Origin of the sequence: Pseudoxanthomonas sp. CCNWLY206-1 (genome assembly GCF_039710385.1) — a bacterium.
In the GTDB taxonomy this organism is placed as follows: domain Bacteria; phylum Pseudomonadota; class Gammaproteobacteria; order Xanthomonadales; family Xanthomonadaceae; genus Pseudoxanthomonas_A.
Map to the genome: position 1 here is coordinate 584,542 of NZ_JBDKXI010000001.1, position 13,075 is coordinate 597,616.

Here is a 13,075-nt window from a genome sequence, read left to right on the forward strand (position 1 = left end):
CGGCGGTTCTTGTTCTGCTTCCGCTCGGCACGTACACACCCACGCGACGTTCCATCGCTCACCGATCCATCCGGAGCCCGCCATGTCCACCGCTCGCGCCTCGCTGTTTCCACCCGGTACGCGCACCTATACGCCCCCGGCGCCTGCGACCGACGCCCGGACGCCGGTACGCCAAGCCGTGCGCAACCTGCTCGAGGCGAGCCCTGCCTTCCGGCAGCTTTCGCCCGACGCGCAGCGCAGCCTGGCGCAGGGCATGGTGCGCATCGGCGAGGAACTGGTGGCACCGCGCGGCGACATCGCCCGTCCCAGTGCGCAGGTGCGCGCCTTGGCCGGTGAGACCGACGACAAGCACACGCCGCCCGCGACGCCGAAGTTCGATGCGCAGGGCGCGCGTGAAGGCGCGGCCGTGGCCGGTGCGCTGTTGCAGCAGGTCAACTTTCCCGACTTCTGCGCCGGTCTCATCAACGGCGTATTCCATTCCATCGTGCAGACCTCCATCGAGCAAATGGAGGCTTACGCCAAGCTGGTGTCGGATGTTTCAAAAAGCCTCAGCGAATTCCGGGATGAGAACACCACGCAGAACCAGGGCCGCGATCAACTGGTGCAGAATTTTCCTGACGTGTTCCAGTTGCAGACGGGTGGCGACGATCCCTTCGGCTTCGGGTCGGGCGCCTTCAACGACGCGCCCGCTGCGCCGCAGCCGCGCGTGGTAGTGCGCGAAGGTGTGGACGAGGCCGCGGCGATCGCGCGCATCAACCAATCGCTGCCGCTGGACAAGCCCATCGAGACGCTCGACGATGAGCTCGTCGAAGCACTGTTGGTACCCGCCGCGCGCACGCAGATCGCCAACGCGCGCCAGCAACTCCTGGCAACGATGGTGACGCTGGGTATCAATCGCATCGTGGTCACCGATGGCGAACTCACCGCGAAGGTGATGTACGATTTCCAGGCGCGCGACAACTTCCAGTTCCAGCACACTGCGCAGGCATTCGACTACGGCAATGCCAGCGTGACGACAGAACAGGTCGCCAACGGCGCGATCATGCGCAGCGGCCCGACCACGACAATGGCGCGCCTGCCGGATGGCCGCGTTATCGAACAGCGCCGCGATGCCAGTTTCTATACCAAGGGCGATTACAAGAGCGTCAGCCAGCCGCTGATCTCCATGCAGTCGGTAACGCAGACCCAGGGCGACTCGCAGCTCACCGCCAAGGCCTCGCTTGCCGGCACGATGAAGGTGAAGTTCAAGAGCGACTACCTGCCGCTGGAGAAACTCGCTAATCCCGAGTCGATCGCCGCGATCCAGATGAACGCGCAGCCGGGCATGGTCAAGACGCTCGCCTCGCGCCCGGCGCCCGGCCAGGCCGCGACACCCGCGCCCGTGCCCGCCCCCACCGCCTGACTTTCGCAACGGAGCCTCCCATGTACGCCGCCGCGCAACGCGTTTCCAGCAGCGAACCCGGTTGGCTGGGCGATGCCACACTCGATGTGGTCCGCCCGCAGGTGCGCCGCATGCTGCAGTCTTCGCCGGGCTTCCGCGCGCTGCCCGCCCACGAACAACAGGAGATCGCGCGCAACATGGTTCGGGTGGCCTCGTACATGGCCAACCCGGACGACCTGGCGCGCCAGGAGCTCGGTTCCGGTGGCGGAGTGCTGGCGCGCGACGAACCATCGGCCGTCGCCACACCCGCCGTAGCTTCGCGCATGGCACCTACCGCGCGTGCGTTGGCCGGCGTCAACCAGCAGGCCATCAACAAGGCGACGGGCGGAGTGGGCCGGTCGGCCGGCGCCGATTTCGTCGATGCCTCCACCAGCACGCTGGGCAACAACGCACGAAAGCTGATGGAGGCGGTGGACTTTCCCAAGTTCGTCGGCGGCCTGATCCAGAACGTATTCCAGGCGATCGTCGATGCCACCATCCAGCAGATGCGCGCCTACGGCGAGCTATTGAAATCGGTGTCGCAGTCAGTGGACCAGTTCGCGCAGGACAACATCACGCTGGACAATGCGCGTGACTATGTCGCGGACAAGTTCCCCGACGCGCTCAAAGTGCAGGAAAACCCTGACAGCGGCGGCAAGATGCTGGCGATGGGCGACGTCGAGGACGTGGAAGCCACCATGGCACGCATCAACGCCGAGCTGGGACTGGCCCAGCCCGTCGAGGACATTTCCGACGAGGAACAGGAGCAGCGTTTCGTGCAGGCTGCTCGCCTGCAGATGGCGCGCAGCCGCCAGCAGATGCTGTCCTCCATGGTGATCCTGGGCATCAACCGCATCGTGGTCACCGACGGACAGATCAATGCCAAGGTGGTGTTCGACTTCCGTGCCAGCGACGAGATGATGCGCGACGCTCAGGCCGGCATGTCGGAACACGATTCCAGCTTCAACCGCAACACGACCAAGGCGAGCATCGGCCTGCCCTGGAGTGGCGCGTCGACCAAGAACGAGAATGTGCAGCGGCACATGACCACGGTCTCGTCCTCGGTCAACGAGGAATCCGAATCCAAGCAGGAGATGAAGGCCAAGCTGACCGGCGAGGTACGCGTCAACTTCAAGAGCGACTACTTCCCGATGGAGAAGCTCGCCTCGCCGGCGATGATGGCCGCCATCCAGGGCAACTCCACGCCGGTCGATCCCAACATCCCACCGTCGCGTGCCGGGGCCGGCAGCGGCGCCGCGCCCGCACCGGTCTGAGGCGCGCGATGCGCCTGGCCCCGCCCCCGCCGGACGTACGCGTGCCGTGGCGACCGGCGCATGCCGGGCTGCTGCACGCGCTGGCGTTCGCCACTTCGCAGGTGACCGGCCACGAGTGGGCATTGGCGCACGCGCTGATGTTCGATCCGGGCGCTATCGATCTGCCGGACGGCGCGCCCAACGCCATGGACGCCGCGCAGTTGCGCGCCGCGGGTCCGTTGTATTTCGCGGCAGAACTCGAAGCCGCGGGCCTGTTGCGCTGCGCGGAACTGGTGGCGGGCCTGTTCGCCAGCGGCACCATCACGCAGCCGCTGGGGCCGGTGGCGCAAACGATCAACACGTTCTGGCGCGGCCGTCGCGAACGCCTGGAAGCCGGAGAGCGCGAGGCGATCTTTCAACGCGTGCTGGAGCCGCCGCACTTCGAGCGCCTGATGAGCGCACTCTGCCGCGCCATCGTCGCGCAGGCCGACAACGCGGATGGCACGGGCATGCGCCAGGACATTCGCGAACACGTCGGCCTTGCCGCCAGTGCGCAGTCGCTAGCCGAGTTCCTGGCCCAGCGCGTGGATGCCATGGCATCGATCGCCGTGCGCGACGTCATCGACACGATCAACCAGGCCATCGGCTTCCTGCGCGACCGAATGCTGCAAGCGGCGTTCGGCACGCATTCGCTGTGGGCGCTCGTCGCCACCGCGCCCAGTGGCGATGGCACGACCTTCAGCAGCGCGACCGCGGCGCAACACCACGCCGAGCGCGGCCGTGCGGGGCAGTCGGTGCTGGCTTGGCTGGCCTCGAACTACCAAGGCACGAGTCTTGCGCTCGACCCACGCGATGCCGAGCACGTGGAACTGATCATGGCGGCACAACGCTGGCTCGATGCGACGCCGCTGCCTTCAGCGCAACCCGCGCCGGGCGCGATGCCTTCGCTTCCCATCGCGGCCTGAGACCGCGCCATGGACGCGGTCTCCCGCACGTCGACCCGCGCTCAGGCCCCGCTCCCTCCGCGGGAGCGCCTGGCGAGCGCGACGAAACACCCGGCACGCGAGACCACACCGCCGACGTGGATCCGCGGCGCCGTACGTGAAGTGCTGGAGCGAACATCGGGCTATCAGACGCTCGCCGAGGCCGATCGCCGGTCGCTGGCCCACGCCATGGTGCGCGTGTCGGCGCTGGCCGCGGAACTCATCGACGAGGAAGAAGACGCCAGCACCGCGATCGAGTCGCCGGCCGCCCCCGCACCACTGGCACGCGCGCAGTCGCAACCTGACTTCGCCGCCGCCGCTGACCGGGTGGCGCAGACCACCCACAACATTCTCAATGCCGTGTCGTTCCCGCGCTTCGTCACCGACCTGATCAACGGCGTGTTCCGCGCCATGCTCGACTCCAATCAGACGCAGATGCAGCAGTACGTCAATCTGCTCAATGCGGTGTCGGCGTCGACCGAAGGTTTCGAGGGTGCGCAGTTCGGACTGATGCGCGTGCGCCAATGGTTGGCCGACCAGTTCCCCGAGGCGATCGAATACGACGCGCCGGAGATCGAACCTGGCGAAACGCCCGACCCCGAAGAGATCGCCAACACGCGCCTGCGCCTGCGCAGCGGCGCGTCGATGCCACCGTTGGAAGTCATCCGCGCCACCCTGGGCATGGCGCCGGAGGACCCATTGGAGGCCGGCTCGCCCGAGCAGCTGGTGCCGCTCGCGCGTCGGCATCTGGCCCGGCAGCGCCAGCAGATGCTCGCGACCATGGTGATGATGGGCATGCAGCGCATCGTCATCGACAGCGGAAAGATCAACGCGGCCATGCGCTTTCATATCGACACCCGCAGCGCTGCCAACCAGGACCAGGGCAGCCAGACCAGCATGCAGAACCGCATCAAAGGCAGCGGTAGTTTCGGCCTGGGTCCTTGGGGCGCCAGCGCGGAGGTCGAGAACACCATCGGCTACGTGTCCACGCAACGCACGCAGGCCACTGAGGAAATGAACACCGACCTGGAGCTCAATTCGTCGGTCGAACTCAACTTCCGCAGCGACTACCTGCCGCTCAACCAGATGGCCAACCAGGCACAGGCGGAGCGCATCCGCAACAGCACGTTGAATCCCGCAGCGACCGTGGTGGAAGACCCCGCGGCGGCGCGCGCCACGCGCCAGGCCGCACAGCGCACCGCCGAGGAAGCACGGCGTACGGCAACGCCGATCTCGATGCCAGCCCCTGTCGCGCCTGCTTCGCCCACGCCGCCCACGGCACCCGCGCCGCCGCCACGTCCGACCACGCCGGGCAGTGGCGGTGCGACCACGGTTGCACCAGGCACTGCACCCGCGCCCACAACAACCGCCACGCCTAGCACCACCACCACTCCCGCCCCGGTCACGCGTCCCGGTACTACCGCTGCACCCGTCGTGGCCGCACCGGGGACAACTGCGACCACCACCCCAGCACCCACGCCGTCCCCAACTCCGCCAACGCCGACCGCTCCACGTCCGGCACCCTCGCCCACCCCACCGGCACCTTCGACTACAACCACGCCTGCGCCTACAACCGGCGTCGCTGCACCAACACCAACACCAACACCAGCGCCGACGCCGACGCCGACGCCGACGCCAGCACCTACTGGCGGCACCGTCGGCACACAGGCGGGAGCGCTCGTCTCCGGCATCATCGACTCAGCCGCCTCCCGCTGATGGCTCCCTGCGAGCTTTTACCTGGCGCGAACACACACTTGCGCGTACCCCATCCATTCGGCGCTACGTCGCTTGCCGACGCAGTGATGTCCCACCATCGATATCGAGGACTAGCGCGAGCGCTTGTCAGCACGCCATGACATCAGAGAGGGAGCCACAATGATTCCCTGGTGGTTGCTGCAAGACGGCAGCTACCGTGAAATGGCGTTCTTTTTGCTTGCTCGTTGTAATAGACAACATCTTCGGTAACCACGCGAAGATCGATGTCGATCCAAGCCGATGTCACCACGTTTATCACTAGCGTGGCGTCTACGTGACTGGCATGGAAGGTCGTGTACACAAAGACGCCAGGAGGTTCATCGTCAGCGCTGGACTGAATGTTGATGATCTGGGGCACTAGCTCGCCTGGCGTCGGGCATGCGATAGCGAAATCGTAGGAATCGGGAAAAGTGTCTTCTTCGATCGCGGTGCACTGAATGGAGATAAACAGTTTTCCATTCTCCACGCAGAACCCTGACCGATCCACCGCGTACTCAAACTTCCCATCCTGATGGTCCAGAACAAACATGAGAATCTCCGCGCGGCCAAAATTTTGGTGAATGATCGGCCGCCTATCGGCCACGGAAGTGCGACGCCTGCAGAAAGTTCAACGCCGCAACGATCTGATCAACGCGCTGCCTGGACAGTGATCCAATGCGTTCTCCCAAGCGACTCTTGTAAATAGACGACACTTGGGAGGCAATCACAACACTCTGCCTGTCTAATCCGCCTTCAGCGACGTCAAGCAGGACGCTCCCAGGCTCCGATGCTCTTTTGAGATTTGAACTAAGCGCACAGACGATGACCGTTGTCACCCGGGAGTGGTTGAAGACGTCGTCCTGCACAACGACGTGCGGGTGTGGCGATCCGGGGATGGAACCCTTTGATTCGTCCGCGGCGACCCAGAAGATATCCCCGCGGTTGATTGCAGCGCGGATGCCGATGAACTGCGTGCCTGCTTCTCTATCCATTACGAACCTGATCGGAGCGACGGCCTGAGGCCAATGCCTGAAATTTCCCTGCATTTTTGACGCAGCAGTCCATCTTCGACCTTTCAGATATCACCCCCGTCATGCGGTGGAATCCTCTCTGGCCAACGTCACGTCCATCCACAATGTCCAATCCGATCCATCCTCCGATTTCTCGTGACGCGCTCTGACCGTCTTGCCATTGTCGCTGACCACTGCGATACAGCGATGCTCCTTTGCGCCCATTACATTTGAACCGCGCCACGTCCAGGTGTCGCCGTTCAACCGTATCTCCTCCACGCCGGAGCCGCCCGTGCTGTCGAAAAAAGAGGCGAGGTAACACTGGCGCTCGGGATCATAGCCAATGATCTCCAGGCTTTTTATGGTGTCGCTCCCGACCTTCGCGTCGGCATGATGAACCAGGAAGAACTCGCCGGGATACCATTCGTAAGTGTCAATCGAATCCACTTTTGCCGCTGGGGTCGATGCAGTCGCCGCTACTTCTCCGGTCGTATGCCACCTGCCAAGGAAAACGCCCAGTTTCTTCTGTTGCGGGCCAGGCACGTTTGGCGAGTTTTGATTGGTTTTCGACATAATCTTCACCTCATCCTCATGTAAACCGCAGGAAAGGGCTAAGCCAAAGCCGCGTGCTCCACGACTAGCCGAGCCCCTAATTGACCGACGATCTAGAGCGTCTGATATCGACGCTGGCGGAGGTAGGGAAAACCAACTGATAAACAGATAGATACCTTCTTCGCGCGCCCCGTATCGCGTCCTGTCCTTCTTATGGCGCTCAATCTTATGCTGCGTAGTGAGGATCCGCTGATGTCCCATCCACGGCAATGTACTCGCCGACGATTAGCTCACCTTCGGCGGATACAGGCAACAGGACAGTAGCGGTTTCTTCCAATTCGACCGGGCTCTGGCCCTAGGCCGTGAGCGGAACCGGTTCATGGCTGCGATCGAACAGATGCACGAACAGACCCGAGCGCACACCCAGCCAAATTCCTTCCGAACCGGGCAGGATGAACGGCCTGGTATCCCAGTCGATGTGGAGCGACTCGTTGAAGCGCACGTCGGCGCGCAGCAACTGCCAGTTGTCGCTTCTCGATTTCGGCTGGAAGCGAATGTAGACCGGAAACCGCGCCACGTTTTCAGTGAATAGCGCCTGCTTGCGTGGATCGTTGACATCCGCATTGCGGATGTCGGCATTCTCGCCAAGGACGTAGGTGCGGCCACTGCCCCGCTCGAAATCATCACGGGTGGAGTCGATGGAGAATTCCCGGCCGCACACGCCGAGATAGACATCACCGTCGGTTCCCGCACCTGACAGATCCCCGGTCTCAAGGTGCAGTTGGATTGAGTTGATCTGTGCCATGACTTGCTCCTGGCGCCTGAAGAGCGGGGCGCGATCCGCGGGCGCGGGCTGAACGCACCAGCCCGCCGTCATATCGATCAACGCACGCCGTGCATGGATGAGGACATGCAAGTGGATCATCCCGCGTCACGGGTCACTGCGCCGTTCACGGGATCAATACTTCCTTGAATGGCAAGCGCCGTATCGAGCACCGCCACATCTCTTGCCAGCCATGCCAGCGCTACGCCGAGCCGCGCCCGGAAATCAGATCAATGACCACCATCATCCAGCGTCGCGCTGGCTTGATGCGCCTGGCGAATGATGGGTGCGCCAGTGTTGCTGGCCGTGCGTGCCGGAAACACGACCACGGTGGCCGATTCCCGATACTCGAGATGCGCTCCAATCGGCTGGAACTCGGGAACAGCACGACGCAGTTGTTGGATCAGTGCGTCCAGGTCGTAGCGCGACACGGCGTCGCGTAGATGGGTCACCGCGCTTTCGATACTCGTTGCGGTAACGCTGCGCGGTTCCGCCTGCAGTATCTTGGGGTGTGTCGTCGGCCGGTATCGCTCATCGGCATGAAACAGGGTTTCGTGCAGCTTCTCGCCGGGACGCAGGCCGGTGTAGACGATCGCTACGTCGCGGCCGAGTTGCCGGCCGGCCAGCCGGATCATCTGCTCGGCCAGCAATCTAATCGGGATCGGTTCGCCCATGTCGAGCGTGTAGATCGCCTCGTGCGTACCAATCGCCGATGCCTGCAGGATCAACTGGCAGGCTTCGGCAATCGTCATGAAGAAGCGCGTGACTTCCGGGTCGGTCACGGTGACCGGACCGCCATTGCGAATCTGTTCGCGGAACAGCGGCACCACGCTGCCCGCGGAGTCGAGGACATTGCCGAAACGCACCGTGACGAAACGGGTCGGACACTGCTCGGCTCGCGCCTGGCAGATCATTTCCGCCAATCGCTTGCTGGCACCGAGCACGTTGGCCGGGTCGACTGCCTTGTCGGTCGAGATCAACACGAATGTCCCGACGCCGGCATCGCTACAGGCCCGCGCGACGGTTTCGGTCGCCAGCACGTTGTTGCGCACGGCTTCGCGCAGTTGCAGTTCCAGCACCGGCACTTGCTTGTAGGCAGCGGCGTGGAAAACCGCATCGGGTTCGGCCTTGGCCAGCGCATGGGCGATCACCGCTGGATCGCCGCAATCCCCCAGCACGGGAATGATGTCGATATTGGGAAAATCGCGGCGAAGCGTGGTCTCCGTGGTCGTCAGTGCCAGTTCGTCCATTTCGATCAGCGCGATACGATGCGCGCCGTGGCGCGCGCACTGCCGGCACAGCTCAGAACCAATCGAGCCGCCCGCGCCGGTAACCAGGACCGAACGCCCACCGAGCCAGGCGCGTATCGCTTTCCAATCCGGCAACACCGGCTTGCGACCCAGCAGGTCCTCGATCGCGACTTCCTTCAACTCGCCAGGCTGCGACCTGCCTTCCAGCATGTCCTGGAGACGCGGCACCACGCGGAATGGCAAACCCGTGCTTTCGCAGGCCATCACTACTTGCTGCATCGCATGCGTGTCGGCGGATGGCATGGCGATCACCAGCAACTTGGCCGCTGTCTCGCGGGCGATCTGGGCGACGTCCTGCACCCGCCCGAGTACCGGGACCCCCTGCACTTTGCTACCCCGTAGTCGCGCGACGTCGTCAAGGAATCCAACCGGATGGTAGGTGCCGACGCGGCGCAGGTCGCGAACCAGCGCTTCGCCCGTCTTGCCGGCACCGAGGATCAGAATGCGCATGGACCCACGGCCGCCCCACTCGGTGCGCATGTCCTTCCAGACTCGATAAAGCAGACGCGGCGCGCCCAGCATGCCCGCCAGCACCAGTGGATACAGGATGAGCACCGTGCGCGGCGAAGCGTCGAGCCGGTTATAGAGAAACAAGCTCAACGCGATTCCGAACAGGCCCACTACCGAAGCCTTGAGGATGTTCCACAGGTCCGGAAGGCTGGCGAAGCGCCATAAACCCCGATAGAGACCCATTTGCCAGAACACGAGTCCTTGCACCGTCAAGACCAGTGCGATCTCCACCGACCACAGCGGCAACGAAGAGGCTTTGTCCGTGGACTCGATGGCCCAGCGCAGGCGGCAAAGACTCTGCCAGACCAGCCAGACCATCGTAAGATCGTGCACGGCCACCGCCACGCGCGGCAGGAGGTGCTTGCATCGTTCGCGCCACGAACTCATTCCCCGCTCCTCTGTTCAATCCAATGGCGGCTGGCATGCCGCATGACGACGTGGCACGCAGAACCATCGATCTGCTTGCACCGCCAAGCGCGGCGTCCACGCGGAACCGTCCACTGGCTGCAGCGTGGGTGCATTGCCCGACAGGAAAAGGTTGCGAGATGCGTTAGCGGACATCGCATGGAACTGGCATGGGAGACGTTTTCAGGTGCGGCATGGATAGGCAGTGGTCCGCCATCGCTGCCAAACGCGCGCGGTGCGATACGACCACTAGCACCGTCCGCGGCAGGCACCGCTTCAGCGCCGCAAGCACCGCTTCCTCCGATGCCGCGTCCAATGCACTGGTAGCTTCGTCCAACAGCGCGAGGAAAGGTCGACGCAGGATCACCTGCGCCAGCAGCAGGCGTTGCAGTTCTCCCCCTGACAGTTGGCTCGATGCATCGTTCAGTGCAGTGCGCAAGCCGGGCGCGGGATCCATCAGACGGCCGGCCAGTCCCACTTCCTCCAATACTTCCCACATCCGTTCTTCGCTCGCGTCGGGATCGGCCCACGCGAGGCATTCGTGCACGGTCTGCTGCCAGGGAAGGACACCCTGGCCAACGTAGGCGCCATTGCGCACAAGTGCACGGTAGGTGGCGAAATCGAGTGCCCTGCCATTCTGGCGGGCGATAAACGTCGATGGTTCGGCCATGCCCGCCAGGACATCCAACAGACTGCTCTTGCCAACACCGGAAGGTCCCAGCACCAGCGTCATCCGGCCTGGAGTCAACGCCAGCTCACTGACGGCCAGGTCCATCAACGGCGGCGCCAGCTGGATTTTTTCGATGTGCAGCCCGCCGACCGCAACATCTCCTCTGTCTGCGTCCGCCGGACACGTCACGCCGGCGTCGGCGTGACGTCGCCAGAGTTCAAGTGCCGGCGCGGCGGAACGCAGCTGCTGCAGACTCTGCCGCGTGGATACCAGGTAAGGCAGCAAACGTCCCAGCAGCAGGCTCACGGTAATGAGCGCGGTGCGATCCGTGCCATGCTGGAGATCAGCCAGCACCAATACGCATGCGATGACTGCCACGGCTGCCATCTCAAGCATCAGCCGCCCGGACCCAACCAGGTCCTGTTGACGCCGGTAACCCTCACCCAGGCGCGCGGAAATCGTCTCGTATTCTGCTTTCTCCGCGTCCTCGCGCCGGAAAGAGCGGATGTGGCGCAAGCGCCGCGGGAAATCCTCGCTAAGCCAGAATAGCCGTGTCATGTCGGCGACATAGCGGCGACTTACCTGCGCTTGTTCATGACCGGAAACGCGGAGCGCCAGCACGCCGAATCCCAACACGAACGGCATCGCCAGCATCAGCGTGGGCGAAACCAGGAACGCCAGCGCCAGGCTTACGACCGAGGTGATGCCGGCCACCAGTAGCTGCAATACGGCGTTGTAGCCTTGGGTGACGATCTCCACGTTGTAGGTCAGCACGTTGGCGATTTCCGCCGAACTCGTGTTCGCCAAAGCGGGGAGTGGCGCTTCGATCAAGCCTGCGTGCGCCCTGCGTCGCAACTCCATGGCGTAGCCGCTGGCCAGGCGTGCGCCCAAGCGCGCGATAAGCCAGCGCAACAGTGCGAAACCAACGCTGGCCGCGACAAAGGTCGCCACCTGCGCGCCGATGCCATCGGGCACGGTGATCGCTTGACCGCCGAATCTCAACGGATGGCCGGGTTGCACCAACGGCACCAGCGAAACGGCCGCCACACTACCGGCGAGCGCTCCCGCCAACGACAGCGCCACGTAGATGCCGATGCGTTTTCGCTCGGCGAGCGAGAGCGTGCGCGCGAACGCACGCAGCAAGTGACGCGTGCGATCCAGTGGATGCTCGCGGTGCATCATCAGGGTTGCCATGCGTCACATCGTGCGGAAGCAGGCACTGGGAAACGCATGAGTCTCACGAGGCGCTCATCCGATCAACCGCAAGACCGCTTGCACCGAAGATTCCGGACTCGGTCCGCGGCGCAGCCGATGCACTCCGATCCGCGTCAGATGCTGTACGAATGGACGCCAGCCGGGTTGTCCCGCCGCGTAAGGCTGGTCGGCCACCAGGCATGCGATTGCTTCCTCCTCCGACAACCGCTCCAGCAACGGGTCGCCGTCGCGGGCTGGTTCGGCCGACACCAACACCGCTCCTGCCAGCTGCTGCGGTGCACTCGCAAGCCGGCCAGGGCCATGCCGGATATCGACTTCGAACTTCTCGACGCCGCTACGCCGGCGGATCGTCGGCGATGAAGCAATCCAGGACCGCGCTTCCCCATCCAATCGCCGCAATACATCCGGGCGCAGGTGCAGATAATTGGCGACGCCGGTGGCGAGCAGGGTTTCGGGTTCGACGAATACGCCGTCCTCGGCTATGAAATCCAGACCGTGCAACAGGCAGTGCAACGCCAGTGTCGATTTCCCCACCCCGCTCTTCCCCAGCAGCAGCACGCCGCGTCCGTGCCGTCCCACGCAGGCGCCATGCAGCGGCACCAGACCCATGCGACGTGCGGCCAGAATGAAAACCGCGAATTCGATCAGTTCATAGCGCACGTGATAGGCATGCTCGAGCATGTCCTCCGACACGGCGATCAGTGCGCGGCCCTCTCTGGGCGAGAGCACCAGGTAGTTGCGGTCGTCGATGACGCCACATAGCACCCCCGCGCCCGAATGCGTTCGTACCAACGGCGGCTCGTGGGCATAGGGCGTGTCGCGAGGCGGAAGCAGATCCAGCTGGATGTGGAAGTCGGGCGCGGTGGATAGCCGATGCGCTGGCGTTTCCGCGTACGCCCCCTCGACCAGGCGCAACAGTGCTTCGCTGTTGCTGGCGAAGCGGAATCGGCCGCCGAGCAATCGCATGTCCAACACATGACGATGTGACTGCCGCTCACGGAAAGGGTCGATGCTCGGATCGTCGCCCATGCCGCCTGCCGTCATAGCGGGATCATCCAGGGGTATCCAGCGTCCCGCTTGCACGGCCAGGTGCGACATCTACTGAATCCATTGTTCGATGAGCCGTGAGTGCATCGCCACGCGGAAAAGGTTGCGAGTCGGCCAAGGCATCCTTGTAGCGTGTGCTGCGC

At 64.0% G+C, this 13,075-nt stretch carries 9 protein-coding genes and 1 pseudogene; 4 read left to right on the forward strand and 6 right to left on the reverse strand.

What is annotated here, in order from left to right; genetic code table 11:
• Positions 1-82: 82 nt before the first annotated feature.
• From AADW18_RS02450 to AADW18_RS02465, 4 genes are read left to right on the forward strand one after another with little or no spacing between them, the layout of a single operon-like run.
• Positions 83-1,402: a hypothetical protein gene (locus AADW18_RS02450; protein WP_337341754.1), complete on the forward strand. Its 1,320-nt coding sequence runs from the start codon at positions 83-85 to the stop codon at positions 1,400-1,402.
• A gap of 20 nt (positions 1,403-1,422) precedes the next feature.
• On the forward strand, positions 1,423-2,694 hold the full coding sequence (locus AADW18_RS02455; RefSeq protein WP_337341755.1) for a hypothetical protein: 1,272 nt from the start codon (positions 1,423-1,425) through the stop codon (positions 2,692-2,694).
• An 8-nt stretch (positions 2,695-2,702) separates the two neighbouring features.
• Positions 2,703-3,638, forward strand: coding sequence for a hypothetical protein (locus AADW18_RS02460; protein ID WP_337341756.1), 936 nt, complete (start codon positions 2,703-2,705; stop codon positions 3,636-3,638).
• A gap of 9 nt (positions 3,639-3,647) precedes the next feature.
• On the forward strand, positions 3,648-5,372 hold the full coding sequence (locus AADW18_RS02465) for a hypothetical protein (protein ID WP_337341757.1): 1,725 nt from the start codon (positions 3,648-3,650) through the stop codon (positions 5,370-5,372).
• Positions 5,373-5,514: 142 nt separating this feature from the next.
• Here the strand turns inward: AADW18_RS02465 and AADW18_RS02470 are convergent, their stop codons facing one another.
• The 6 genes and pseudogenes from AADW18_RS02470 to AADW18_RS02495 all read right to left on the reverse strand — a co-directional run bounded on the left by AADW18_RS02470 (position 5,515) and on the right by AADW18_RS02495 (position 12,929).
• Complete coding sequence (locus AADW18_RS02470; protein ID WP_337341758.1) at positions 5,515-5,940, reverse strand: hypothetical protein; 426 nt, start codon at positions 5,938-5,940, stop codon at positions 5,515-5,517.
• 541 nt (positions 5,941-6,481) lie between these two features.
• Positions 6,482-6,973: a DUF1579 family protein gene (locus AADW18_RS02475; protein WP_337341759.1), complete on the reverse strand. Its 492-nt coding sequence runs from the start codon at positions 6,971-6,973 to the stop codon at positions 6,482-6,484.
• Positions 6,974-7,307: 334 nt separating this feature from the next.
• Positions 7,308-7,757, reverse strand: coding sequence for a hypothetical protein (locus tag AADW18_RS02480; RefSeq protein ID WP_337341760.1), 450 nt, complete (start codon positions 7,755-7,757; stop codon positions 7,308-7,310).
• Positions 7,758-8,083: 326 nt separating this feature from the next.
• Positions 8,084-9,982, reverse strand: a pseudogene (locus AADW18_RS02485) (nucleoside-diphosphate sugar epimerase/dehydratase); the annotation flags it as partial.
• Positions 9,983-10,145: 163 nt separating this feature from the next.
• On the reverse strand, positions 10,146-11,864 hold the full coding sequence (locus tag AADW18_RS02490; RefSeq protein WP_337341761.1) for an ABC transporter ATP-binding protein: 1,719 nt from the start codon (positions 11,862-11,864) through the stop codon (positions 10,146-10,148).
• 54 nt (positions 11,865-11,918) lie between these two features.
• Entirely contained in the window at positions 11,919-12,929 is a 1,011-nt protein-coding gene (locus AADW18_RS02495) for a serine kinase (protein WP_337342104.1), read from the reverse strand.
• Positions 12,930-13,075 lie beyond the last annotated feature (146 nt).